The 24734-nt window shown below is 70.7% G+C and carries 28 protein-coding genes; 16 read left to right on the top strand and 12 right to left on the bottom strand.

Features of this window, described 5'->3' with window-relative positions; all coding sequences use genetic code 11:
- The first annotated feature begins 45 nt into the window (after positions 1–45).
- Both NO900_RS01535 and icd read left to right on the top strand, forming a co-directional pair.
- Positions 46–1032, top strand: coding sequence for a glycosyltransferase (locus NO900_RS01535; RefSeq protein ID WP_256407450.1), 987 nt, complete (start codon positions 46–48; stop codon positions 1030–1032).
- 87 nt (positions 1033–1119) lie between these two features.
- Complete coding sequence (gene icd, locus NO900_RS01530) at positions 1120–2382, top strand: isocitrate dehydrogenase (NADP(+)) (protein WP_256407449.1); 1263 nt, start codon at positions 1120–1122, stop codon at positions 2380–2382.
- Positions 2383–2526: 144 nt separating this feature from the next.
- Here icd and NO900_RS01525 read toward each other — a convergent pair whose 3' ends face one another.
- A complete protein-coding gene (locus tag NO900_RS01525; protein ID WP_256407448.1) occupies positions 2527–2964 on the bottom strand; it encodes a DUF5809 family protein in 438 nt (145 codons plus the stop codon).
- A gap of 36 nt (positions 2965–3000) precedes the next feature.
- Positions 3001–3501 carry a DUF5810 domain-containing protein gene (locus NO900_RS01520; protein WP_256407447.1) on the bottom strand — a complete coding sequence of 167 codons (501 nt, stop codon included), beginning with the start codon at positions 3499–3501 and terminating at the stop codon, positions 3001–3003.
- Between the two features lie 571 nt (positions 3502–4072).
- Between NO900_RS01520 and NO900_RS01515 the strand changes: the two genes are divergently transcribed.
- The 5 genes from NO900_RS01515 to NO900_RS01495 are packed head-to-tail and all read left to right on the top strand — an operon-like array spanning position 4073 to position 7203.
- Positions 4073–5317 carry a translation initiation factor IF-2 subunit gamma gene (locus NO900_RS01515; protein WP_256407446.1) on the top strand — a complete coding sequence of 415 codons (1245 nt, stop codon included), beginning with the start codon at positions 4073–4075 and terminating at the stop codon, positions 5315–5317.
- Position 5318: 1 nt separating this feature from the next.
- Positions 5319–5780 carry a type II toxin-antitoxin system VapC family toxin gene (locus tag NO900_RS01510; RefSeq protein ID WP_256407445.1) on the top strand — a complete coding sequence of 154 codons (462 nt, stop codon included), beginning with the start codon at positions 5319–5321 and terminating at the stop codon, positions 5778–5780.
- 19 nt (positions 5781–5799) lie between these two features.
- Positions 5800–6375: a DNA-directed RNA polymerase gene (locus tag NO900_RS01505; protein ID WP_092566032.1), complete on the top strand. Its 576-nt coding sequence runs from the start codon at positions 5800–5802 to the stop codon at positions 6373–6375.
- Positions 6375–6572, top strand: coding sequence for a transcription elongation factor subunit Spt4 (spt4, locus tag NO900_RS01500; protein ID WP_008001262.1), 198 nt, complete (start codon positions 6375–6377; stop codon positions 6570–6572). Before NO900_RS01505 ends, spt4 begins: the two co-directional genes overlap by 1 nt.
- Positions 6573–6609: 37 nt before the next feature.
- Positions 6610–7203 (top strand): GTP-dependent dephospho-CoA kinase family protein, encoded by a 594-nt coding sequence (locus tag NO900_RS01495; protein ID WP_256407444.1) that lies wholly within the window; start codon positions 6610–6612, stop codon positions 7201–7203.
- Between the two features lie 18 nt (positions 7204–7221).
- Here the strand turns inward: NO900_RS01495 and NO900_RS01490 are convergent, their stop codons facing one another.
- The gene (locus tag NO900_RS01490) at positions 7222–7803 is read right to left on the bottom strand and encodes a hypothetical protein (RefSeq protein WP_256407443.1); all 582 of its coding nucleotides are present in this window, start codon (positions 7801–7803) and stop codon (positions 7222–7224) included.
- 147 nt (positions 7804–7950) lie between these two features.
- Between NO900_RS01490 and NO900_RS01485 the strand changes: the two genes are divergently transcribed.
- The 4 genes from NO900_RS01485 to NO900_RS01470 all read left to right on the top strand — a co-directional run bounded on the left by NO900_RS01485 (position 7951) and on the right by NO900_RS01470 (position 10633).
- Positions 7951–8259 carry a 30S ribosomal protein S24e gene (locus NO900_RS01485; RefSeq protein WP_092566026.1) on the top strand — a complete coding sequence of 103 codons (309 nt, stop codon included), beginning with the start codon at positions 7951–7953 and terminating at the stop codon, positions 8257–8259.
- 11 nt (positions 8260–8270) lie between these two features.
- Positions 8271–9974 (top strand): bifunctional N(6)-L-threonylcarbamoyladenine synthase/serine/threonine protein kinase, encoded by a 1704-nt coding sequence (locus NO900_RS01480; RefSeq protein ID WP_256407442.1) that lies wholly within the window; start codon positions 8271–8273, stop codon positions 9972–9974.
- An 85-nt stretch (positions 9975–10059) separates the two neighbouring features.
- Positions 10060–10353: a DUF5808 domain-containing protein gene (locus NO900_RS01475; protein WP_256407441.1), complete on the top strand. Its 294-nt coding sequence runs from the start codon at positions 10060–10062 to the stop codon at positions 10351–10353.
- Between the two features lie 145 nt (positions 10354–10498).
- Complete coding sequence (locus tag NO900_RS01470) at positions 10499–10633, top strand: hypothetical protein (RefSeq protein ID WP_254921679.1); 135 nt, start codon at positions 10499–10501, stop codon at positions 10631–10633.
- A 41-nt stretch (positions 10634–10674) separates the two neighbouring features.
- On the opposite strand, the gene NO900_RS01465 is transcribed toward NO900_RS01470, so the two are convergent.
- The 4 genes from NO900_RS01465 to pyrH form a co-directional block, all read right to left on the bottom strand.
- Complete coding sequence (locus NO900_RS01465) at positions 10675–11637, bottom strand: sensor histidine kinase (RefSeq protein ID WP_256407440.1); 963 nt, start codon at positions 11635–11637, stop codon at positions 10675–10677.
- Positions 11638–11710: 73 nt separating this feature from the next.
- On the bottom strand, positions 11711–11986 hold the full coding sequence (locus NO900_RS01460; protein WP_256407439.1) for a DUF7573 domain-containing protein: 276 nt from the start codon (positions 11984–11986) through the stop codon (positions 11711–11713).
- A complete protein-coding gene (lysS, locus tag NO900_RS01455) occupies positions 11987–13723 on the bottom strand; it encodes a lysine--tRNA ligase (protein ID WP_256407438.1) in 1737 nt (578 codons plus the stop codon).
- Positions 13720–14445, bottom strand: a complete 726-nt coding sequence (pyrH, locus tag NO900_RS01450) for a UMP kinase (protein ID WP_256407437.1) — start codon at positions 14443–14445, stop codon at positions 13720–13722. Before pyrH ends, lysS begins: the two co-directional genes overlap by 4 nt.
- Before the next feature lie 151 nt (positions 14446–14596).
- Between pyrH and NO900_RS01445 the strand changes: the two genes are divergently transcribed.
- The 3 genes from NO900_RS01445 (at position 14597) to NO900_RS01435 (ending at position 17427) form a co-directional block, all read left to right on the top strand.
- Positions 14597–15457 carry a molybdopterin synthase gene (locus tag NO900_RS01445; protein WP_256407436.1) on the top strand — a complete coding sequence of 287 codons (861 nt, stop codon included), beginning with the start codon at positions 14597–14599 and terminating at the stop codon, positions 15455–15457.
- A gap of 346 nt (positions 15458–15803) precedes the next feature.
- On the top strand, positions 15804–16064 hold the full coding sequence (locus NO900_RS01440; protein ID WP_256407435.1) for a DUF7123 family protein: 261 nt from the start codon (positions 15804–15806) through the stop codon (positions 16062–16064).
- Between the two features lie 211 nt (positions 16065–16275).
- Positions 16276–17427, top strand: coding sequence for a site-2 protease family protein (locus NO900_RS01435; RefSeq protein ID WP_256407434.1), 1152 nt, complete (start codon positions 16276–16278; stop codon positions 17425–17427).
- A 15-nt stretch (positions 17428–17442) separates the two neighbouring features.
- Here the strand turns inward: NO900_RS01435 and NO900_RS01430 are convergent, their stop codons facing one another.
- The 4 genes from NO900_RS01430 to NO900_RS01415 all read right to left on the bottom strand — a co-directional run bounded on the left by NO900_RS01430 (position 17443) and on the right by NO900_RS01415 (position 21464).
- Positions 17443–19116, bottom strand: a complete 1674-nt coding sequence (locus tag NO900_RS01430) for an ABC1 kinase family protein (protein WP_256407433.1) — start codon at positions 19114–19116, stop codon at positions 17443–17445.
- Positions 19117–19119: 3 nt separating this feature from the next.
- Positions 19120–19527 carry an Hsp20/alpha crystallin family protein gene (locus NO900_RS01425; RefSeq protein WP_256407432.1) on the bottom strand — a complete coding sequence of 136 codons (408 nt, stop codon included), beginning with the start codon at positions 19525–19527 and terminating at the stop codon, positions 19120–19122.
- 75 nt (positions 19528–19602) lie between these two features.
- Positions 19603–20331, bottom strand: a complete 729-nt coding sequence (locus NO900_RS01420) for a DUF2391 domain-containing protein (RefSeq protein WP_256407431.1) — start codon at positions 20329–20331, stop codon at positions 19603–19605.
- 347 nt (positions 20332–20678) lie between these two features.
- Positions 20679–21464 carry an alpha/beta fold hydrolase gene (locus NO900_RS01415; protein WP_256407430.1) on the bottom strand — a complete coding sequence of 262 codons (786 nt, stop codon included), beginning with the start codon at positions 21462–21464 and terminating at the stop codon, positions 20679–20681.
- Between the two features lie 256 nt (positions 21465–21720).
- Between NO900_RS01415 and NO900_RS01410 the strand changes: the two genes are divergently transcribed.
- Together NO900_RS01410 and NO900_RS01405 are read left to right on the top strand one after the other, a co-directional pair.
- Entirely contained in the window at positions 21721–22017 is a 297-nt protein-coding gene (locus tag NO900_RS01410; protein ID WP_256407429.1) for a DUF7127 family protein, read from the top strand.
- A complete protein-coding gene (locus tag NO900_RS01405) occupies positions 22014–24281 on the top strand; it encodes a CDC48 family AAA ATPase (protein ID WP_256407428.1) in 2268 nt (755 codons plus the stop codon). Before NO900_RS01410 ends, NO900_RS01405 begins: the two co-directional genes overlap by 4 nt.
- Before the next feature lie 63 nt (positions 24282–24344).
- On the opposite strand, the gene NO900_RS01400 is transcribed toward NO900_RS01405, so the two are convergent.
- Positions 24345–24584: a DUF8029 family protein gene (locus NO900_RS01400; RefSeq protein ID WP_256407427.1), complete on the bottom strand. Its 240-nt coding sequence runs from the start codon at positions 24582–24584 to the stop codon at positions 24345–24347.
- Between the last annotated feature and the right edge of the window lie 150 nt (positions 24585–24734).

Raw genomic sequence — 24734 nt, 5'->3', positions numbered from 1 at the left:
ACGGGCGGCCGCCTACTTATTGCTCCGCGCCTCGAACCGGCGGGCGTGACGGACAGCGAGCGAACCCATCCGCCGACATCGGTGCTCCTCCCGACGGTGCGCTGGACCGAGGCGTGCTCCGAGGTGGCCGCCCAGCTCGACGGGAGCGACGAGCTGCTGGTGATCTGTGACACCGGCGACGACCCGGTGGCTCGGCGTCGAGAGGGTAGGGGCGGTGTCGAGGGAGGCGACGAGGCCAGTGTTGAGGGAGACGGCGACGGCCTCCCCGACGGCGTCCGCGTCGTCGTCGCCGGGGAGCCCGAGGGCTGTTCCGGCAAGGCGAACGCGATCGCGGCCGGGATGGAGGCCGCCGAGCGCGACCGGATCGTCTGGACCGACGACGACTTCCGGCACCCGCCGGGGTGGCTCGCGGCGCTCAACGCCGACTACGACCGACGGGGGCCGACCACGGAGGTCCCCGTGTTCGTCGGGGCCGACCCGCTCGGCCGGTTCTTCGAGCCGGCGTACGTCATCGGCGGGACGCTGCCGGTCTCCCGGGGCGGGATCGCGTGGGGCGGCGCGGTCGTCTTCGAGCGCGACGACCTCGACGAGGACGCCTTCCTCGCCGACCTCCGCCGGACCGTCAGCGACGACGGGACGCTCTCGGCGCACCTCGACGTGAGCGCCGCCGACCGGACTCGGACCGTCGCGGCGGGCGGGTCGCCGCGGGAGTCGCTGGAGCGGTTCGTCCGCTTCTTCCAGATCACGCGGCGCCACGCGCCGCCGGCGACCGCGGTCAACGTCGTCCTCTCGGTCGCCCTCGCGTCGCTGTGCCTGCTCGCGCCGGTCGCGGGCGTGGCGCTCGTCACGGCGCTCGCGGGGGCGGCGTACGCGCGGTTCGGAGTCCGGCGGGCGACGTTCCTGCTCGCCGGGCCCTCGGTGATCGTCTCGCCGGTCTTCCTCGCGTACGCCCTCGCGCGGCGGACGTTCGTCTGGGGCGGTCGGCGGTACCGGTGGCGGTCGATGTTCGACGTGGACGTGGAGCCGGCCTGAGCCCGAAAACCGGCAACACCTGCGAGCGCGCCGCTCCCGCCGAAAACGGCAGGCACTTTAGGGGGCCACAAGAATCCACGGACGTTCATGAGCTACGATAAGGTCGACGTCCCCGACGACGGCGAGGCGATCACGCTCGCCGACGAGGAGACCGGCGAGCTGAACGTCCCGTCGAACCCCGTCATCCCGATCATCCACGGCGACGGGATCGGCACCGACGTCGGACCGGCGGCACAGCAGGTCCTCGACGCGGCCGCGGAGGCGACCGGCCGCTCCATCGCCTGGATGCGCGTCTACGCCGGCGCCAGCGCCCGCGAGATGTACGGCGAGAACCTCCCCGACGACACCGTCTCGGCCATCCGCGACCACCGCGTCGCGATCAAGGGCCCGCTGACGACCCCCGTCGGCGCCGGCTTCCGCTCGCTGAACGTCGCGCTCCGGAAGACGCTCGACCTGTTCGCGAACGTCCGCCCCACCTACTACATCGACGGCGTCCCCTCGCCCGTCAAGAACCCGGGCGAGATGGACATGGTCACGTTCCGAGAGAACACCGAGGATGTCTACGCCGGCATCGAGTGGGAGGCCGGCAGCGAGGGGTCCGAGCGGGTGCGCGACTTCCTCGAAGAGGACATGGACGTGGCCGACGTCATCCACGACGGCCCGGTCGGGATCGGCGTCAAGCCCATCTCCGAGTTCGGCTCGAAGCGTCTCATCCGCGAGGCGATCGACTACGCGCTCGCGAACGATCGCGACTCGGTTACGCTCGTTCACAAGGGCAACATTATGAAGTTCACCGAGGGCGCGTTCCGCGACTGGGGGTACGAGGTCGCCGAGGAGGAGTACGGCGACGACGTCATCACCGAGGACCAGCTCTGGGAGGAGCACGACGGCGAGCGGCCCGAGGGCGCCCTCGTCGTCAAGGACCGCATCGCGGACAACATGCTCCAGCAGCTGCTGACCCGCACCGACGAGTACTCCGTCATCGCGACGATGAACCTCAACGGCGACTACATGTCCGACGCCGCCGGCGCGCAGATCGGCGGCCTCGGCATCGCGCCGGGAATTAATCGGGGCCACGGTCGCTGTCTCGCCGAGCCCGTCCACGGCTCCGCGCCCAAGTACGCCGGCGAGGACAAGGTGAACCCCACCGCGATGATCCTCTCGGGCCGCGAGATGCTCGACTACCTCGGCTGGTCCGACGCCGCCGACCTCGTACGCGAGGCCGTCGAGGAGACCATCGCCTCCGGGAAGGTCACCTACGACCTCCACCGCCAGATCGAGGGCGGCGAGAAGCTCGCCACCAGCGAGTTCGCCGACGCCGTCGTCGAGAACATCGAAAAGCTCGCCTAGGCGAGCTTTTCGAGCGCCCGGAAATCCCCGATTTCCGGGAACATCAACGAGCTCGCGTAAGCGCCGCTCTCCGTCTCGTTTCGTCTTTTATTCTGCCCTGCTCCGACACCGAGCGACGGCGCCGGAAGGGTAGCGCCGAGGGAATTACCGACCGGACTCGTAGAACTCCTCGCGGTAGACGCGCCCGAAGGCGTTCCGGCGGAGGGTGCTGGCGGCCGCGTCGGGCTCGTCTTGGAACGTCGCCGCGATCACGGTGTCGGCGAACGGGATCGGGTGCCAGACGAGGTTGTCGACGTTGTCGGAGCCGATCCGGACGACGTCGTCCGCGTCGAACTCGCTGTCGGCGAGCCACGCGTCGAACTCGGCCTCGTCGCCGACGTGGACCGCGAGCAGCTCGGCGAAGGTCGCGTCGCGCGCGGTCCGGACCACTTCGGGGGTGACGCGCTCGTCGTACTCGTCGGCGTCGAACGCCATCGCCTTCGTCGCCTCGCGGACGACGACCTGCGCGACCGGCCCGACCTCCTCGTAGCGTTCGAGCGCGTCGGCGCGGGTCTCCGGAGCGAACGTCCCTCTGGTGTGCATACCTCGGGTTCGGCGTCGACCGGAAAGGGCGTTCCGTTACGCGGACGGGTCGGCGTCGGTGGTGGCGTCGTTGCCGTCCTCGGCATCGGCGGCGTCGCTTCCGGTGGCGTCGCCCTCTCCGTCCTCCTCGAACATCTTCCGCGTCAGCTCGCGGGCCTCGCGCAGCGCGGCCTCGGTCTCCGGATCGGTCGCGCTCGACTCGTCGACCGGGCCGGACGCGCCGGGAGCGCCGCGACCGCCGGGAGCGACGTGGTCTCCGCCGTGACCGTGCCCCGCGTGGTCGTGGTCCCCGAGGTCGACGTCCGGTCGCCCGCGGTCGACGGTGTCCTCGAACACCTCGTGGTACTCGGCCGTCTCGGCGTGCGGCGTCACCTCGGCCGCGAGCCCGTCGGGGTCACGGTCGTTCCAGTCGGAAATGTGCTCGTCGAGCCACGCCTCGTGGTCGTCGCCGTGGAGCATCGCCGTGAACGCGAGGTGGTGCGCGAGGTGTTCGCCGTCGCGCTGCGGGGTCTCGCAGATGGGGCACGCGTATCCCATGTATGCGCGTGAGTTTGCGCGTGAGGCGTAAATCGGCGTCGGACGAATACGGAGCTGACGACGTTTATAAGCGGATAACTCCGGGCCGGTGGTGAACACCTCCAAAGCCCCGGCCGCTCGGTTATAAACGGGTGACTGTGGAGCGGCGGTGAACACCTTCAAAGCCCCGGCCGCGAGGACTCGGTGCGGTCGCTGCGGTCCTCAGTCGCTCGCGGTGCTCGCTCCCTGCGGTCCTTGCTTCCCGCGCCGTCGTCCTCGCGGCCGCCCCTTTGAGTCCCACCCCCACAGCGACCGCACCTCCCACCTCCCCAGCCTCGTCGGCCACTCTTCGCTTCGCTCCGAGTGGCCGACTCCCTCGCGCGTGCTGCTCGGCCGCGAGGCGGCCTCGCAGGCACGCGCCACCGCACCGCACGCTTATTTATAGGCTATCGTCGCCGTCGCGCCCGGGTATCGGCATCGCGTCGTCGGACTCGGCCGTGCCACCTGAGGACGCTGCCGCCACTATAACAGCAACTTTATCACTCGCACGGGGCGAATTTCCGGTAAGACTACTCCGTTAGGAGGTTCAACAGTGACTGAAGCCAACACACAACCGGAGGTGAACATCGGTCTCGTCGGTCACGTCGACCACGGGAAGACGACGCTCGTGCAGGCGTTGTCCGGCTCGTGGACCGACCAGCACAGCGAGGAAATGAAGCGCGGCATCTCGATCCGGCTGGGGTACGCGGACGCGACGTTCCGGCGCTGCCCCGGCGTCGACGCGCCCGAGTGTTACACCGTCGACGAGGAGTGCGCGGACGGCTCCGCGAGCGAGCCGATCCGGACGGTCTCGTTCGTCGACGCGCCCGGCCACGAGACGCTGATGGCGACGATGCTCTCGGGCGCCTCGATCATGGACGGCGCCGTGCTGGTCGTGAGCGCGACCGAGGACGTCCCGCAGGCGCAGACGGAGGAGCACCTGATGGCGCTCGACCTGATCGGGATCGAGAACATCGTCGTCGCGCAGAACAAGGTCGACCTGGTCGACCGCGACCGCGCCGTCGACAACTACGAGCAGATCCGGGAGTTCGTCGAGGGCACCGTCGCGGAGGACGCGCCGATCGTCCCCGTCTCGGCCCAGCAGGAGGTCAACATGGACCTGCTCATCGACGCGATCGAGTCCGAGATCCCGACGCCGGACCGCGACCCCGGCGAGAGCGCCCGGATGTACGCGGCGCGCTCGTTCGACATCAACCGCCCGGGCGCGACCGCGGCGGACCTCAAGGGCGGCGTCGTCGGCGGCTCGCTCGTCAGCGGCGAGCTCTCGGTCGGCGACGGCCTGGAGATCCGCCCCGGCCGCGAGGTCGACGAGGGGGGCCAGACGGAGTGGCGGCCCCTCGAAACGACGGTCCGCTCGCTGCAGGCCGGCAGCAACGACGTCGAGAGCGCCCGACCGGGCGGACTGCTCGGCGTCGGCACCGGGCTCGACCCGAGCCTGACGAAGGGCGACGCGCTCGCCGGCCAGGTCGCCGGCGAGCCCGGCACGCTCCCGCCGACGCGCAACGAGTTCGAGATGCAGGTCGACCTCCTCGACCGCGTCGTCGGGAAGGAGGACGACGAGAGCGGCGAGAGCGACATCGAGGAGATCAGCACCGGCGAGCCCCTGATGCTCACGGTCGGCACCGCGACGACGGTCGGCGCGGTGACGAGCGCGCGCGACGGCGAGTGCGAGGTGAGCCTCAAGCGGCCGGTCTGCGCCGAGGCGGGCGCGCAGATCGCGATCAACCGGCGCGTCGGCGCGCGCTGGCGGCTCATCGGCGTCGGGACGCTCTCGTAGCGTGACCGACGACGCCCGCGCGGACGGCCGCGAGACGATCGACGCGGGCGGCGACCCCGACGCGGAGTTCGGGGGCGACGGCGCCCCGGTCGTCGCGCTCGACGCGAGCGCGCTGATGGCGCCGGTTGAGGCGGACCTGCGGCTGTTCGAGGAGCTCGACCGGCTCCTCGGCGCGTACGAGGCGGTCGTCCCGACGGCGGTCGTCTCGGAGCTCGACCGGCTGCAGGGCGGGAACGGCGAGGCGGCGACCGCGGCGAGCGTGGGCGCGGACCTCGCGGCGCGGGCGGAGGCGGTGGCGACGGACGAATCGTACGCCGACGACGCGCTGGTCGAGCTGGTCGCCGAGGGCCGGGTCGACGGCGTCGTCACCAACGATCGACCGCTGGCGAACCGGGTGCTGGAGGCGGGCGCACCAGTAATCGGTTTAAGGGGTCGGAACGCACTGGCGATAACGGAACCCTAGCGGACGCGGACAACCAATCATGTACAAACGAGTTCGACTCAAGGATACGGTCGAGGTGCCGCCGAAACACCTGGCGGACGTCACCGACGAGCGGGTGAAAGCCCTGCTGCAGGACAAACTGGAAGGACGAATGGACGAGGACGTCGGCAGCGTCGTGAGCGTCATCGAGGTCCACGACATCGGCGACGGCGCGGTGTTACACAACCGCCCCGGCGTCTACTACGAGGCCGAGTTCGACGCGCTGACGTACGACCCCGACATGCAGGAGGTCGCCGACGGGACGGTCGTCGAGACCGTCGAGTTCGGCGCCTTCGTCGGGATCGGGCCGGTGGACGGCCTGCTCCACGTCTCGCAGATCACCGACGAGTACCTCACGTTCGACGGGGCGAACCAGCAGCTCGCCTCCTCTGACTCCGACAAGACCCTCGGCGTCGACGACGCCGTCCGGGTCCGCGTCGTGACGAAGAGCATCGACGAGCGCAACCCCCGCGACTCGAAGATCGGGCTCACGGCGAAGCAGCCGGGGCTCGGGAAACACGAGTGGCTGGAGGGGAAGCGGCTCCACCGCGAACAGACCGGTGAGGAGGCCGACTGATGGCCGAGGACCGCCTCGCCTGCCGTGAGTGTCACCACGTCAACGACCCCGACTCGCAGACCTGCGAGCACTGCGGGTCGTCGTCGCTGACGGAGGACTGGGCGGGCTACGTCATCATCACGAAGCCCGAGGAGAGCCAGATCGCCGAGGAGATGAACGTCACGAAGGCCGGGTCGTACGCGCTGAAGGTCCGGTAGCGACGCCGACGCCTTTCACACTTCGACACTACCACCCATGCTCACGCTCCCGGACGCCATGCGCGACGCGTTCAAGGAGCCGCTCGGCCCGGTGACGACCGACGCCGACGAGCTGCTCGCGGCCGCGGCCGAGACCCGCGCCGAGCGGGACGCGCCCGACGCTCCGATCGTCGCGGTGGGCGACGTGGTGACGTACCACCTGCGAGAGGCGGGCCGCGTCCCCGACGTCGCGCTGATCGACGGCAAGACCGAGCGCGAGGCGGTCGACGCGGAGATCGAGTCCGCGCTCGCGGCCGCCGAGGACCGCCGCGTGCGCGTCGAGAACCCCGCCGCGTCGCTGTCGGCGGAACTCCTCGCGGCGCTGGGCGAGGCGCTCTCCGCCGCCGACCCGGTCATCATCGAGGTGACCGGAGAGGAGGACCTGGCCGCCCTGCCGGCGATACTCGCGGCGCCCGACGGCGCGAGCGTCGTCTACGGCCAGCCGGGCGAGGGGATGGTTCGCGTCGCGGTCACGCCGACGTCGCGCGCGGAGGCCCGAGAGCTGTTCGAGGGGCTCGACGGCGACACCGCGGCCGCGTACGAGATTTTGGGCGTCAACCCCGAGAGCTTCGACGGGGAGAACGCGGAGTGAACGAGCCGAGCAATCGGATCATTCGCCGTCGACGACGGCGGTCGCCGCGAAGACGGCGAGACCGGTCCCCAGCGCTACCGCGGTCGCCAGCCGGGGCGTGACCGGGACCGTCAAGACCGAGGCGTACGGTTCGATCCCGGTACGCCGGAGGCCGCCGAGCGCGTCGACACCCCAGTGACCGCTCGTCAGCAGCGAGAGGCCGACGGCGACGCCGAGGCCGCCGGTGACGAACCCGATTCCCGTGAGCACGTCCTCGACGGCGAGGACCGACCAGACGGCGTCGCCGGTCGGGTCGGGGCCGCGCGCGAGGTGGCGCTGGAGCGCGACGAGGCCGAGGCCGGCCCCGCCGGCCGCGACGGCCCCGACCAAGACGACCGCCGCGACGCCGAGCGGCGTCGTGACTGGCGGCCTCGTGAACACCGCCTCACGGACCGCCACGGGCAGCGTCGCGGCGAGCGGTGCCGCGAACGAAGCCAGAAGCGCGACGGCGCCGCAGACCCGGGCCTTGCGGAGCGGCGACAAGGGGACGATGACGGTCCCTGCCCGGACGAGGTCGTACTCCGAGCGGTCGGTCGGGTCGAATTGGTAGTCGTCGGGCATCTGTATGGTAATTAATCTCATGGCCCAAAGAAGTGAACCCTGATATAGAAAGGGCTATTAGTCGACGGTCAGCGAGCAGTTCGGCGGCGTCACCCCCGCTTCGAAATCCTTTTACAGCTTTCGGGGGGATATACGCCTAACTGAACCATGGACGTCGATATCATCTCCGAGGAGGAGAACCCGATGTTGCACCGCACGGACATCCGATTCGAGACGACTCACGAGGAGGCGACGCCCTCCCGCCTCTCGGTCCGCGACTCGCTCGCGGCCAAGCTGGACAAGGCCTCCGAGGAGGTCGTCGTCCACGAGCTGAACACGAAGTTCGGCATGCGCAAGACGGTCGGCTACGCGAAGGCGTACGACACCGCCGAGGACGCGCTCGACGTCGAACAGGACCACATGCTCGACCGCAACAAGATCGGCGACGAGGCCGACGCGGACGCCGAAGAGGCGTAACGCCGCGCCGGATGCGCGTTCTCGGCATCGAGGGGACCGCGTGGTGCGCCAGCGCCGCGCTGTACGACGCCGAGACCGACTCCGTTCTCATCGAATCCGACCCGTACGAGCCGGACAGCGGCGGGATTCACCCGCGCGAGGCCGCCGAACACATGTCAGAGGCGGTCCCCGAGGTCGTCGACGCGGTCCTGACGGCGGCCGAGGAAGCGCACGGCCCGGACGCGGTCGACGCGGTCGCCTTCTCGAAGGGGCCGGGGCTCGGCCCCTGTCTCCGGACCGTCGGCACGGCGGCGCGGGCGCTCGCGGGGACGCTCGATGTCCCCCTCGTCGGCGTCAACCACATGGTGGCGCACTTAGAGATCGGTCGCCACCGGTCGGGCTTCGAGAACCCGGTGTGTCTGAACGCCTCGGGGGCGAACGCGCACCTGCTCGGCCACCACGACGGTCGCTACCGCGTGCTCGGCGAGACGATGGACGCCGGCGTCGGCAACGCGATCGACAAGTTCACGCGCCACGTCGGCTGGGACCACCCCGGGGGGCCGAAGGTCGAGGCCGCGGCCGCGGAGGCGGCCGCCGAGCGCGACCCGGACGCCGATCTGGTGGACCTCCCGTACGTCGTCAAGGGGATGGACTTCTCCTTCTCGGGGATCAGCTCCGCCGCCAACCACGCGTACGACGACGGCGTGCCCGTCGGAGAGATCTGCCTCTCGCTGCAGGAGCACGCCTTCGCGATGCTGACGGAGGTGTCCGAGCGGGCGCTCTCGCTGACCGGCGCGGACGAGCTCGTGCTCGGCGGGGGCGTCGCGCAGAACGACCGGCTCCGCGAGATGCTGGGGACGATGTGCGCGGCCCGCGGCGCCGACTTCCACGCGCCGGAGCCGCGGTTCCTCCGCGACAACGCGGGGATGATCGCCGTGTTGGGCGCGAAGATGGCCGCGGCCGGCGACACGGTGTCGATCCCCGATTCCGCCATCGACCCGGACTTCCGGCCGGATCAGGTGCCCGTGACTTGGCGCGAGGGCGACGCGTCGGTCGCCCGCGGGCGGGGAGATCGAGAGCGCGAGGGCGAAAGGTCGGCGGGTGATAGTGGCGGCGACGCCGACCGGCGGGGCGCGGAGGCGACCGTGGAGATCGCGGCGCCCGACGACGGGAACGCCATCGGGAACGAGGGCCGCCGCGTGATCAAGCGCCGGATCCCCAAGCGGTACCGCCATCCCGAGCTTGACCGCGCGCTCCGACGGGACCGGACCGTCGCCGAGGCGCGCCTGACGAGCGAGGCGCGGCGGGCCGGCGTCCCGACCCCGCTGGTGTACGACGTCGACGTGCCGGCGGCGACGCTGACACTGCAGCACGTCGGCGACCGCGACCTCGCCGCCGCCCTCGACGAGCGGTGGACGGCCGCCGTCGGCCGCCACCTCGCGCGGCTCCACGGAGCGGGGATCGTGCACGGCGACCCGACGACGCGAAACGTCCGGATCGAGGGCGGTGAAGGCGGGGACGGGCGGGCGACGCTCATCGACTTCGGGCTCGCCTACCACACCGGCCACGTCGAGGACCACGCGATGGACCTCCACGTGTTCGAGGGGTCCGTCCGCGCGACGGCGAGCGACCCGGACCCGCCGATCGAGGCGTTCGAGGCCGGCTACGCCGAGGCGGGCGACGGCGAGGTGCTCGACCGGCTGCGCGAGGTCGAGGGACGCGGGCGGTACCGCTGACCGGCGACCGGAGGCGGCGGCGGTGACCCCGCGACCGGGCCGCGGTCCCGCCACGATTTATATCCCCGGCGGGCGATGTCCCGGTATGGCAGACAAACCGTCTTCGGGAGAGATACTCGGGATCCCGTACAACTTCGAGCGGCCGAGCCTCGGCCGGCTGCTGTCCTCGTACTGGCAGCCCGGCAAGGGGATGCTAGTGGAGAAGCCGTTCGGCATCGGCTACACCCTGAACCTCGCCAACTGGCGGTCGTGGGTCGTCCTCGCGGTCGCCGGCGGGCTCTACTATCAGCAGAGCCAGTCCGTCGGCGATGACGCCGGCGACGCCGACGCGGACGAAGACGGGGACGGCCCCGTCGAAGTGATCGTCGAGGACGACTGAGCGCGTCGCCGCGGTCGCTGCGATTGCCGCGAGGAGGGTCGTCGCTCCGATCGCCGCGGAGGGCGCCGGTGGACGCTCTCGTCCGGTTCTCGCGATCGATTCCGAGACGCCGTATTTTAAATACCGGAACGCCGTAACCGGAACAATGAGAGTTCAGTTCGAATGCTCGTGCTCGGAGGAGATCTCCGAGTTCACGCGCGGGGAAACGAGCCGCGGCGTCCACGTCGAATGCGGCAACTGCGGGGCGGTGTACGCGGTGACGATCACCGAGCTCGACTGACCGGAGCGCCCTCGCGCCCCGGGCACCTCTTCGGCGTCAGCCTACCGGTTCTCGACGCTCTCCGACTCCGCCGCCGGCCCGGCTCCCGCCCGATCCGCCGCCGGCCGGTCCGCGGCCGCCGCGGACTCGAAGCGGAGCCGGACCGTGGTCCCGTCGTCCGTCGCCTCGAACCCGACGGTCCCCCCTTGGGTCTCGCACATCCACTTGACGAGCCAGAGCCCGATGCTGCTCGCGTGCGAGAGGGGGGTCTCTCGCTCCGCGCGCAGCACCGCGCGCTCGTCCTCGGGGATCCCCGGACCGTTGTCGCTGACCTCTAGGCAGGTGGTCGTCCCGTTCTCCTCGATCCGCGCCTCGACTCGTCGCGTCGACGCGTCGTTGTGCGTGACCGCGTTCTCGAACACCTCGCGGATCGGGTACTCCACGGAGCGGTCGGCGCGGATCCACGCCTCCTCGGGCGTCTCCATCCGCACCGCCACGTCCGAGTCGTCGACGTCCGCGGCCGCCTCGCGGGCCGCCTCGACCAGGTCGATCCGCTCCGCGGGCGCCTCGGGCGAGGACTCCTCGATGACGCGCAGCTTCTCGCTTATCTCGACCACGTCGTCGGTCGTCTCCCGGATCGTCTCCAGGAGCGCCCGGCTCCGGTCGTCGTCGACGCGCTCGCCGAGCAGGTCCGCGTATCCCCGGATGACGTTGAGGTCGTTGCGGACGTTGTGCCGGAACACCCGACTCAACACCTGAAGCTGCTGGTTCGAGGTCTCCAGCTCCCGACGGGCCGCCTCGGCGCGGCGGCGGTGGTACGTCAACGCGCCGTAGAGGAACAGCGAGGAGACGCCGACGACCGCCCAGCCGCCCGCGAGGCGGGCGGGCGTCCACGCGGCCGCGTCGCCGGCGGCGACGGCGACCGCCACGTCGACCGCGAGGACGAGCACCGACCCCGCACAGAGGAAGCCGACCGCCAGCCCCCGCGGCGAGCGGTCGTAGATCCGGTCCAGAGAAAATTTCATAATGGTGTCTGTAAACCTCAGACTATCTCAGTCGTAAGTAACGATAGCGCGGGCCGTCTTAAATCTGACCGCGTCACCACTCCTTGCAGGCGGGACAGACGAGGGCGCCGTCGTCGAACCAGCGCCGCGCGACCGACTCGCCGCACCGGTCGCAGGCGGCGCCGTCGGTCGTCCACGTCGCGGTCGGGGTCGCTGGGTCGGCGTCGGCCGTCGCTTCTCCGTCCGCGTCGACATCGTCCGCGTCGACGCTGCCGCCGCCCGTTTCGCGTTCGTCGTCGCCGGGGGACGACTCCGCCCCTCCGTCCGCGTCGCCCCCGGCGAACTCGTCGAGCGAGTAGTCCTCGGTCATCTACGCCTCGCGGCGGAGCCGCGCCACGACGTAGTCGCGCTCCAGTTCGCCGAGAAACTCCCCGAGCCGCGGCCCCTGGGTGTCGTCGAAGAAGAGGCGGTAGCCGGCCGCGAAGAAGTCGCCGACGTCGACGTCGTGGGCCCGCGCCGTCTCGTACATCTCCGCCTGGATCGCGTCGCCGTCGTGGCCCGCGGCGACGAAGTCGGCGAGGTCGTCGAGCGCGGCGGCCACGTCGTCGTCGAACTCGGCGTCCGGCAGGTCGGTCTGAAGTCTGTAGTCGTACTCGTTGCCGGTGCGCTCGGCCCAGTTGCGCGCCTTCTCGACGCGGGCGAGCGCGGCCGCGACGACCTCGTCGGAGGCGTCCGCCGGGATGTGTCCCTCGTCGCGGGCGAGCCGCTCCCGGAAGTCGAGGTCGTCGACCATCCCGAGGACGGCCGCGAACGTGTACGGGAGCCGGACGGGCTTCTCGGTCGGCGGGTCGTCGGCGCGACCGACGACGAACGGGTAGGCGCGCTCGGCGAAGGCGGTCAGGTCCTCGTCGTCGACCTCGCCGAAGTAGGCGCGCTCGAAGCGGTCGAACCGGTCGACGAGCTGGTCAAGCCGCTCGATGTCCAGGTCGCGTGCCTTCTTCGGGTGGAGCGCGAAGAAGTAGCGGAGCACCTCGGGTTCGAGGAGGTCGAGCAGTTCCGGGACGGTGACGAGGTTCCCGGCCGACGAGGAGAGCGGCTCCCCGTTGAGCGTGAACCACTCGTACACCATCGGAACCGGCGGCTCGATCCCGAGGACGTTGCGCGCGACGTCGACGCCGGAGGGCCACGACCCCTCCGCGTGGTCCTTGCCGAACGGCTCGAAGTCAACGCCGAGCACCTCCCACTGGCCCGGCCACTCCAGGCGCCACGGGAGCTTCCCCTCGCGGAACGTGGCGGTCCCCTCGTGGCCGCACCCGTCGACGACCTCGTCGCCGACTTCCATGTCGGTGCAGACGTAGTCGACGGTCTCCGCGTCGAGGTCGACCGCGGTCACCGTCTCCGTGACCTTCCCGCACTCCGAACAGATCGGGTTGAACGGGACGTACTCGTCGTCGACCTTGTCCTGATACTCCGAGAGCACCTCGCGGACGCCGTCCAGGTCGGAGAGCACCGTCCGGGTCACGGCGTCGAAGTCGCCGTCGGCGTACAGCTCGGTGTTCGATATCATCTCGACCGGGACGCCCAGCCGGTCGGCGTCCGCCTTCAACAGGGCGGCGAAGTGGGCCGCGTACGACTCGCGCTCGCCGAACGGGTCCGGGATCGCGGTGTACGGCTTCCCGAGGTTACGGCCCAGCGCGCCGGCGTCGACCTCGCCGAGGCCGACGATCTCGCCGTCGGCGTTCGCCAGCTTCCGGGGGAGCTTGCGGAGGGGGTCCTTGTCGTCGGAGGTGAACACCTGCCGGACCTCGTGGCCGCGCTCGCGGAGCACGGCGGCGACGAAGTAGCCGCGCATGATCTCGTTGAAGTTGCCGAGGTGCGCGACGCCCGAGGGGGAGACGCCGCCCTTGATCACGATCGGATCGTCCGGGTCGCGGGCCTCGACCTCGTCGGCGACGACGTCGGCCCAGAAGGCGCGGTAGTCGCCGGCGCGCTCGGCCGCTCGTCCGTCGCCGTCGTCGGCGCCTTCCGGGGCCGCGTCCGCCGCCGCGGCGCCGACCGCGTCCCCTCCTCCCTCGGAGAGGATGTGCGGGGAGTCGTCGCCGCTCACGCGTCGCTCGCCCCCGTCCAGTAGGTCGGCTCGTCGCTGCCGATCGGGACCACGTCGGTCCCGGTGTGGTCGCCGCGGAGCACGGCGTCGACGACGGCCTCCGGGTCCGTCCCGTCGAGGACGACGGAGCGGATCCCCGCCCGGTCGATCAGCTTGGCCGCGAGCAGGTCCACGGGGGCCGAGGCGCCGGCGTCGCGGCTCATCGGGAGCACGACGTCGACGAGCTCCGCCGGCGACATCGAGCCGAACTGGGTCGCGTCCGGGTCGGCGTTGGGGTCGGCGTCGTAGACGCCGTTCGCGCTCGTCGCGTACACGAGCAGGTCGGCGTCGACGGACTCGGCGAACGCGGCGGCGACGGCGTCTGTCGTCTGACCGGGGGTGACGCCGCCCATCACCGACACCTCGCCGCGCCGGAGGGCCGCGGCCGCCTCGTCGTAGCCCGTCGCCGGCGAGAGGTTCGCGCGGCCGTCGAGCGCGGCGATCAGGAGGCGGGCGTTGAGTCGGGTGGTCCCGATGCCGAGCTGGTCGAGCTCGACCTCGTTGGCGCCGAGGTCGCGCGCCGTCCCGATGTAGTCACGGGCGACGCCGCCGCCGCCGACGACGACGCCGGCCTCGCAGCCGTCGGCGGCGATCCGTTCGATCGCCTCGGCGTACGCGGCCACCCGGTCGGGGTCGAGATCGGGCGCGAGCACGCTCCCGCCGATAGAAACGACGACTCTCATTACCGTCGCATACCCCTGTCTCGCTCTTAAGGATTATCAAGCCCGGACGCGACCGGGTCCGGGCGTCAGCCTCGCGGGCGAGCAGCCCGATCGTCGCGATCGGCGACCGCGGCCGGGAAACGCCTAAGCCGCTCGCACCCCGCTCTCGGGTATGCAACCGATAGCGATCGCGGGCCCCGGCGCGGCGGACCTGGCGGCGGCGCTCGTCGACCGACTCGACGGCCGAACCGCCGTGGTGAACGGGGCCGGCGGCGAGCGCGGCGTTCTCGACGGAGCCGACGAGAGCGACGAGGCAACCGACGGCGGCGTCGCGGTCGAGTCCCCGGCGGACCGGACCGACGCCGACGCCGAGGTGACGCTCGCGGCGAGCGGCGAGTGGACGGGGCGTGGGCGGGTCGACGGCCTCGACGACCTCCTGGACGGGTTCGCTCCCGACCACGACTACCTCGTCGCCGTCGGGGACTCCCGGCTGCGGGTGCCGACGGTCCTGCTCGGAGCGGACGCGGACCCGGAGGACGTGCCCGGGACGGTGATCGCCGCGGCGGACGGGCCGGAGGGAGTCGACCTCGATCGCCTCGTCGCCGACCTCGACGCCGCCGAACCGTGGATCACGCGCGAGACGCTCGTGCGGCGGGTCGAGGCGTCCGCGGACGCGGACCGCGCGGGTGCCGTGGCGACGTTCACCGGCCGGGTCCGGGCGCGTGACGCCCCCGGCGACGACCGCACCACCCACCTGGCCTTCGAGAAGTACGAGGGCGTCGCCGCGGAGCGCATGGACGCGATCGCGTCGGAGCTGACCGAGCGCGACGGCGTGTTCGACGTCCGGATGCACCACCGGACGGGCGTGATCGAGGCGGGCGAGGACATCGTCTTCGTCGTCGTCCTCGCGGGACACCGGCGCGAGGCGTTCCGGACCGTCGAGGACGGGATCGACCGGCTGAAAGACGAGGTGCCGATCTTCAAGAAGGAGGCGACCGAGGCCGAGGAGTTCTGGGTTCACCGGCGCGACTGACGGGCGCTCGCTCTCCGGGCGGCGGCGTCCGCGGCCGAGAGCTCCGGCCGGGGCCGCCGCGCGCACCGGACGAGGGCCGGCCTCGGTCGCGGATCTGCCGGTAACATTTGCTGGCGAGACCGAGCACGACCCGTTCGCCGAGACCAGGAGGCCCCTGCGGTAACGGAAGCGTTTGAACGGTTCTGATCGTATTATAAAATGTCTACGTCATTCTGAAACAGTTTTAAACGGTTCGTCAGACACGTTTTAGCCGCCGCGGTCGGTCTGAAACGCCGCAAAAGTCGCTGAACACCGTCCAACGGTCTCACCTTTATAACACCCTCCGGGGACAAGCGGGGAGTGTACCATGAGCGCGACTGCGAACCCCTCCGCGAACGCGGACTCCACCGACGACCTCAGCAAGGAAGAGCGGCTGAAGCGGTACCTGCTCGACCGCGCCCAGGACGGCGAGATGTACTTCAAGGGGAAGTTCATCGCCGACGACGTGGACCTCTCGCCGAAGGAGATCGGCGCCCTGATGGTGAAGCTCCGCGACTCCGCGACGGAGCTCACCGTCGAGAAGTGGTCGTACACCGGCGCGACGACCTGGCGCATCGAGCCCGCCTGACGAGGACCGTCGAACCCGCCCGTTCCCGACGAAACCACGCGCTCTCGCGCGTCCCCGCTTTCTCCCCGCGAACCCCGCCCGATCCCCGCCGTTCGGGGTCGGCCGTTTTCCAGACCCGCGTTGACGCCGACGATCGCCGCGGCGCCCGCGTCGACCGACGCGTGCGGCGGTCGACGCGGGGTTTATACTCGCCGACCGGTTACGATCGACGATGCCAGAACGCGAGGACGGGGAGCCGTCGGAGGCGTCCGACGTTCCGCGTCCGGAGCCGCTCCGGACGTTCTTCCGGATCGACGAGGTCCGCCGGGAGGACGGCCGCGTCCGGTACGTCGGGGAGTCGTACATCCCGGAGCGCACGCTGTTGCGGAAGCTGGTCCCGCAGTTCCGCGACGCCGGGTACGACGTCGACGTGGAGACGGTCGAGAGCGGCCACGTCGTCGTCGCGACGCCCTTCGACCGCGGCCGGGACGGGATCCCGTGGGTCAACGTCGCCATGTTCGCGGCGACGGTCCTGTCGACGCTGCTCGTCGGCGCCGTCGGCTGGTACTACGTCCCGATCGGGGAGATCACCGCGAACCCGCTGACCGCCTTGCGGGCGTGGCCGTTCACGGCCGCGGTGCTCGGCGTCCTGATGACCCACGAGCTCGGCCACTACGCCGCCGGCCGGTACCACGGCGTCGACGTGTCGCTCCCGTACGTCATCCCGTTCCTCCCCCCGCTCGGCACGCTCGGGGCGGTGATCCGGATGCGCGGGCGGATGCCCTCTCGGAAGGTGCTGTTCGACATCGGCGCGGCCGGGCCGATCGCGGGGCTCGTCGCCACCGTCGTCGTCACCGCGATCGGCCTCTCGCTCGACCCGATCCGCGTCCCCGCGGAGCTCGCGAACGCCTCCGGGACCGTGATCCGGTTCAACAACCCCCCGCTGCTCGACATCATCGCCGCCCTCGTCGGCCAGCCGACGGGGTACGAGGACCCGACGCTCACGGCGCACCCGGTGGTGATCGGCGGCTGGGTGGGGATGTTCTTCACGCTCCTGAACCTCCTGCCCGTCGGCCAGCTCGACGGGGGCCACATCGTCCGCGCGATGGTCGGGCCGCGTCAGGAGACGATCGCGGCGCTCGTGCCCGGCGCGCTCTTCTCCGTCGCCGCGTACCTCTACTTCTGGCGCGGCCTCGGGCTCGACGAGTCGGTCGGGCTGTGGGCGTTCTGGGGGGTGTTCGCGCTCGTGATCGCGTTCAACGGACCGGCGAACCCCGCCGACGAGGAGCGGCTCGGCTGGCCCCGGGTCGCCGTCGGGCTCGCGACGTTCGGCCTCGGCGCGCTCTGTTTCCTGCTCGTTCCGATCCAGGTCGTCACGACGTGAGGCGGGCGGCCCCGGTCAGTCGTCGCGCCGCTCCTTCATCCCCTGTCTGGTGAACTGGGGGGTGGCCCGGATGCCGCGCTTCTTCCGGAACGAGCGGTAGAGCGCGACCGCGAGCGGGACCGCGAGGAGGAGCACGATCCCCGCGAGCCGCCAGGCGTCCGCGAACGAGTAGAGGATCGTCGCGGAGAGGACGCCGACCGCGAGCAGCACCGAGTAGGCGATCCGCATCGCGAGCTTGTCGAGGACGTTGGAGTCGTCCTCGATCGTGACGTCGACGTGGAGGTCGCCGCGGTTCGCCCGTTCGAGGAAGTCATCGGCCTTCGGCGGGACCGTGAACAGCGCCTCGGTCGTGCGCTGGACCTGGCGGCCGGCGTCCTCGGCGAGGTCGCGGGCGGTCTGCTCGTAGTACCCCTCCTCGCGGAGGTACTCGGTCGCCGTCGAGATGAAGTCGAACTCGGGGTCGAGGGTGACGCAGACGCCCTCGACGACGGTCGCGACGCGCAGGACCAAGGCGAGGTCGGGCGGGAGCCGGAGGGGGAACTCGTAGATTGTCGACTCCACCTGCTCGATGATCTGGTTCACCTGGTACTGCTCGATGTCCTCGCCGCTGGCGTCGGCGATGGCCAGCTCCATCACGTTCCCCATCACCTCGCGGTCCGCCTCGGGCGAGAGGGTCCCCATCGCGATCAGCGTGTCGAGGATGGCGTCGATGTCCTGCCGGGCGACGGCGACGTAGAACTCGACGATCTTCTCCTGAATGAACGGGTCCACGCGCCCGGCCATCCCGAAGTCGTAGAAGATCACGGTGCCGTCGTCGTCGACGGCGAGGTTCCCCGGGTGGGGGTCGGCGTGGAAGACGCCGTCGTCGATGATCATCTGCAGGTACACCTCCTGGAGCGTCTCGGCGATGGCGTTGCGGTCGAACCCCGCCGCGTCGAGCTCGTCGAGCCGGTTGATCTTCACGCCCGGCACGTACTCCATCGTGAGCACTCTGGGGCCGGAGACCGCCTCGTAGGCGGTGGGGATCCGGATCCGGTCGTTGTCGGCGAAGTTCCCCCGGATCTCTTCGAGCATCTCGCGCTCGCGCTCGTAGTCCATCTCCTCGCGGATCGTCTTCGCGAACTCGTCGGCGAGGTTCTCCAGCGAGAACGCCCGCCCGCTGCCGGTGAACCGCTTGACGATCGGGATCGACCAGCGGATCGTCCGGAGGTCGGCCTCGACCAGCGACTCGATCCCGGGCCGGCGCACCTTCACGGCGACGTCGTTGCCCTCGTAGGTGGCGGTGTACACCTGTCCGAGGCTCGCGCCGCTTATCGGGTCGCGGTCGAAGTCGTCGAACGTCTCGTCGACGGGACCGAACTCGTCTTCGAGGACGACCCGCGACTCCTCCCACGGCGCCGGCGGCACGTCGTCCTGGAGCCCCTCCAGCACCTCGATGTAGGCCGGCGGGAGGATGTCGGGGCGCGTCGAGAGGATCTGCCCCAGCTTGATGAACGTCGGGCCGAGGGTGAGCAGGATGTCGAGGAGGACCGCGGCGCGCTCGCGCTGGGTCTCCGCGTCGACGTCGCGGCCCCCGCCGAACAGGAGGAACCGCTTCCGGTCCCGCCAGTAGGCGACGATAAGCGGCGAGAACTGCCGGAGGACCACGAAGAACCGCCAGTAGGCGCGAAGGTTGACCAGCGTGACCACCCGTCAGGCGTCGGCCTCGTCGGCGGGGCCGTCGTCCTCGTCGGCGTCGCCTCCGTCGGCGTCGTCGACCGGGATGGTGCGCGAGACGTCGCCGGTCCGCTTCGGGATCTCGACCTCCAGGACCCCGCGGTCCATCTCGGCGTCCGCGCCGCTCCCGTCGGCGTCGGCCGGGAGCGGGAGCTCCGCGTCGAGGAACAGCGGCCGGTCCTCGCTGACGTAGCGGAACCCCTCGGGGACTCCCTTGTCGCGGCGCCCCTCGATGACGATCCGACCGTCCTCGGCGAGGACCTCGGTCGTCTCCGCGGTCGCGCCGGGGAGGTCGACGACGAGGACGTACCCGTCGTCTGATTCGAGCAGGTCCGCAAACACCGCGTCCGGGAGGTCCCGGAGCGCGTCGCGTAGCGCTGACATGGAGACGGATACGGTCGCCGCGGCGAAAAAGGTGTGGAAAGGGGGCCAGAGAGGGGGTCGGAACGGAGGGAACGGTCAGTCGTCGAGGTCGAAATCGAGGTCGAGGTCGTTGATGTCCTCGCCCTGGGACTCCCCCGGGAGGATGTCGCCGAGGCTCGCGCCGAACGCTCCCCCGGCCCAGACGACCGCCACCCGGGAGAGCCGTTCGAGCGCGCCGGGGTCGCCCTCGTGGAGCCGCCCCCAGAGGAGCATCATGAGCACGGAGGTGAACAGCGAGACGAGCAGGATCCCGGCGTAGCGCCGCGGGACGACGCCGAGTATCGGATGGCTGATCTCGATCTGCCGGAAGTCGGCGAAGTAGAGTAGCCCGGCGGTCATGACCAGCACGAACCCCACGTGCACGAGCAGGAAGACGGGGACGCCGCTTGGGGTGACCGCGGTGAACCACGCCGCGATCTCGAAGACGCCGCCCTCGACGAGCAGGGGGAGCGCGAAGAGGACCGACCCCACGAACGCCTCGGCCATGTCGCGGGAGGTGTACTTCGTGATCCGGGTCCGGAACGCCGCGCTCCCCGGCATCCGCTCGACGAGCGAGATCGTCTGCCGGACCTTCTCCCGCTCGTGGCCCTCGTCGACGGTGTCGCTGAGGGCGTCGAGCGTCGCGAGTAGGTCGTTGATGTCGGGGTCTTCGGGACCGTTCGGAGGGGCGCGCTCGCCCGCCCCGTCGGTCGATCGCTCCGAGCCGCCCGCGTCGGGAGGCGAGCTCGATCCGACGGACCGTCGTCCCGAGTCGTCGCCGTCCATTGGCGAACGGTCGACCGGGCGTCGCAAAAGCGTGTCGACGGCCGGGAACGCGTCGGGAACGGACGCGATCGTCTCGGCGGCGGGCGCGACTGCCCGGACGGGGACTCCATCGGGGGAGAGCCGGCGGCGAACGGTTTATGTATTGGTAGATGGTAACACGGACCACGAGGTGAGTACCGACGACATCCGAGACCAGATCACGTCCCCATCGACCGTCGGCGGTACCGTGCGACCGCAATCTGTCCGATCCACTCGTTTCGCGGCGGGGCGTTCCCCCCGGATCCGACCCTCGCGCCCCGCTACCCGCGGCTTCGAAGTCACCGATCGATCGTCGACCGCTCGCGCCGCTACTCGGATCCCTCCGAGCGGCGACCGAGGAACGACGAGAGCGCCGCGTTGAACGCGGCGGGGCGTTCGAGCATCGCGAGGTGCGCGGCGCCCTCGATCGCCGCGCGCTCGCAGTCGCCGATCCGGTCCGCGAGGTAGTCGTGGTACTCGGGCGGCGTGAGGGCGTCGTGTTCGCCGACGACCGCGAGCGACGGCGCCGCGACCCCGTCGAGCCGGTCGCGCACGTCGAACGCGTGGCAGGTGCGGAAGTCGCGCTCGGTGACCGCGCGGCCGCACTCGCGCATGCCGGCGCGCGAGAACTCGGCGTACTCCGGGGGCGCGTCGTGGAAGAGGCGGTCGGGCCCGTGGAGCAGGTCGATCGCCCGGTCGAAGTCGGTCGCGAGCGCGTCCAGCAGCGGCTCGGCGACCGCGAGCCTCGCGCCCGTGCCCGCGAGGACGAGCCCGTCGAGCGGGAGCTCGCGCTCCAAGGCGATCCACAGCGCCACGGCGCCGCCGAGCGAGTTCCCGCAGAGGACGGTCGCCCTCGTCGCCTCTGCGACGGCGACGACGTCGTCCGCGTACGCGTCGAGCGTCTCGGGGCCGGGCGGCGCGTCGACGTCGTCGCTGTCGCCGTGCCCGGAGAGGTCGAGCGCGACGACCGGAAACCGGTCGCTCAGGCGCGCCTGCGCCTTCCAGACGTCCTTACTCCCGCCGCTCCCGTGAACCAAGCAGACCGTCGGGCCGTCGCCGCCCCGGTCGGAGACCCGGTACGCGGTGTCGCGGCCGTCGTGGGTGACCCGCTGCATGGTCGCCGTCCCGCGCGGGAGGTGATAAACGTCCCGCGGATGCTAACCATTCGGCAGACGCTGACCATTCGGCGGACGCTGACCATTCGGCGGACACTAACCGTCCGGCGGACGCCGTCACCCGAGGGTAAGTCGGCGGCCGGTCTCCGTCCGAAAGCGGCCCGAACCGCAACACTACCGATACGCTCGCGATATCTCACGTCATGCGATTTTTAGCGACGTATTTATATACCCTCGCGCCTAACTTGTAGTTAGCATGAATCACCAACAGACCCGATCGACCGGCGACGGTCCGCTGCTCCGCCGGTTCGAGTACGAGGACGGGTGGATCGTCGCCGCCGATCTGGGCGCCGACGCCGCGAACGTGAGCGTCGACACGGTCGGCGAGACGGCGATCGTCGTCGTCGAGGGCGATGGCGAGCCGGTCGAGTCGGAGTTCGAACTGCCGGGCCCGGCCGCGTCGAGCGCGGTCGCGAACGGCGTCGTCACGGTCGAAGGCGGCGCGGACGGAGACGAGGCCACCGAGGGCGACACGGCGGAGGGCGAGCGATGAAGCTCACCGTCAGACCGCTCAAGCAGAAGGACGCCGGTCGCCGCCTCGCGGCGATCGACCGCGTCGCGGCCGAGGAGCTCGGGCTCTCCGGCGGCGACATCGTCCGCGTCGAGGGGTCGGACGGGGCCGCGATCGCCCGCGTCTGGCCCGGCTACCCCGAGGACGACGGCACCGGCGTCGTGCGCATCGACGGGCGGCTCCGCCAGGAGGCGAACGTCGGTATCGACGACCGCGTGACGGTCGAGTCGGTCGACGTCTCGCGGGCGGAGTCGGTCACGATCGCCTTCCCGAGCCAGCTTCGGGTACGCGGGCAGATCGCCCCGTTCATCCGCGACAAGCTCTCCGGCCAGCCGGTGACCGAGGGACAGACGATCCGCACGTCGATGGGCTTCGGCCTGATGGGCGGCCAGTCGCAGGCGGTGCCGATGAAGGTCGCCTCGACGGTCCCGTCGGGGACGGTCGTCATCACCGACGACACCGAGATCGAGATCTCCGAGGTCCCGGCCGAGGAGCTCGCCGAGCGGAGCGGGAGCGGCGAGGGCGCCAGCGAGGGCCCCGACGTGACCTACGAGGACATCGGCGGGCTCGACGGCGAGCTCGAACAGGTCCGCGAGATGATCGAGCTGCCGATGCGGCACCCGGAGCTGTTCAAGCGGCTCGGCATCGACCCGCCGAAGGGCGTCCTCCTGCACGGCCCGCCGGGCACGGGGAAGACCCTGATCGCGAAGGCCGTCGCCAACGAGATCGACGCCAGCTTCCACAACATCTCCGGCCCGGAGATCATGTCGAAGTACTACGGCGAGAGCGAGGAGCAGCTCCGCGAGATCTTCGAGGAGGCCTCCGAGGAGGCGCCCTCGATCATCTTCATGGACGAGCTCGACTCGATCGCGCCCAAGCGCGAGGAGGCCGGCGGCGACGTCGAACGGCGCGTCGTGGCCCAGCTGCTCTCGCTGATGGACGGGCTCGAAGACCGCGGCGAGGTCGTCGTCATCGGGGCGACGAACCGCGTCGACGCCATCGACCCCGCGCTCCGGCGCGGCGGGCGCTTCGACCGCGAGATCGAGGTCGGCGTCCCCGACCGCGACGGGCGCAAGGAGATCCTGCAGGTCCACACGCGGAACATGCCGCTCGTGGACGGGATCGACCTCGACGAGTACGCGGAGAACACCCACGGCTTCGTCGGGGCCGACCTGGAGTCGCTCGCGAAGGAGTCCGCGATGCACGCGCTGCGCCGGATCCGCCCCGAGCTCGACCTCGAAAGCGACGAGATCGACGCCGACGTGCTGAACTCCATCCAGGTCACCGAGGCGGACTTCAAGGAGGCGATGAAGGGCATCGAGCCCTCCGCGCTCCGCGAGGTGTTCGTCGAGGTCCCGGACGTCAGCTGGGACCAGGTCGGCGGCCTCGAAGACACCAAAGAGCGCCTCCGCGAGACGATCCAGTGGCCGCTGGAGTACCCCGAGGTGTTCGAGGAGCTCGACATGCAGGCCGCCAAGGGCGTCCTGATGTACGGCCCGCCGGGCACGGGGAAGACCCTGCTCGCGAAGGCCGTCGCCAACGAGAGCGAGTCGAACTTCATCTCGATCAAGGGGCCGGAGCTGCTGAACAAGTACGTGGGCGAGTCCGAGAAGGGCGTCCGCGAGGTGTTCAGCAAGGCCCGCGAGAACGCGCCGACGATCGTGTTCTTCGACGAGATCGACTCGATCGCGAGCGAGCGCGGCCAGAACTCCGGCGACTCCGGCGTCGGCGAGCGCGTCGTCTCCCAGCTGCTGACCGAGCTCGACGGGCTCGAATCGCTGGAGGACGTCGTCGTCATCGCCACGACGAACCGCCCGGACCTCATCGACTCGGCGCTGCTCCGGCCCGGCCGGCTCGACCGCCACGTGCACGTGCCCGTGCCGGACGAGGACGCGCGCCGGAAGATCCTGGAGGTCCACACCCGGAACAAGCCGCTGGCCGACGACGTCGACCTCGACGCGCTGGCCCGGAAGACCGAGGGGTACGTCGGCGCCGACCTCGAAGCGGTCGCGCGCGAGGCGTCGATGAACGCCTCCCGGGAGTTCATCGGGAGCGTCCCGCGCGAGGAGGTCGGCGAGTCCGTCGGCAACGTCCGCGTGACGATGGCGCACTTCGAGGACGCCCTCGGCGAGGTGAACCCGAGCGTCACCCCCGAGACGCGGGAGCGCTACGAGGAGATCGAGAAGCAGTTCAAGCGGTCGGACGTCGACCGCGCGGACGCCGAGCCCGGCACCGCGTTCCAGTAGCCGGAGCGTCGGCCCGCCGGCGTTCCCCGGTCGGTCTCTGACAGCCCCGGACGCGGCGTCTTTTCAGATCACTCCCGCCGTCGACAGCAGGAAGAACGCGGCGACGAGGACGATCCCGATCGTGACCAGTCGCCACGCGAGCTTCAGCACGAACTTGCCGACGACGATGACGAGCGCGACGGCGACGAGCGCGACGAGGAGCTGTCCCGCCTGACTCCCGAGGAGCCCGGCCTGAAGCGGCAGCGACGACACCGACGCGGCGAGCGAAGCGGTCATGTCCGGCCCCACGAGCACGTCCGGCATAAGCTTGTGGGGGAGAATGAGAGGGCCCGTCCGCGGTTATTGGATTCTGATACGTACACCGGTGAAAACTGCGGAACCGGACCGAAGGAGTCGGCCGTTTGGCGGTCGCGATCGCGGTAACACGGGACAGGACGCCCAAAATCGAGAGGT

It is taken from the genome of Halorubrum rutilum (assembly GCF_024494565.1).
The sequence above is the reverse complement of the archived record's forward strand: the minus strand, read 5'-3'. Positions and strand labels throughout refer to the sequence as shown.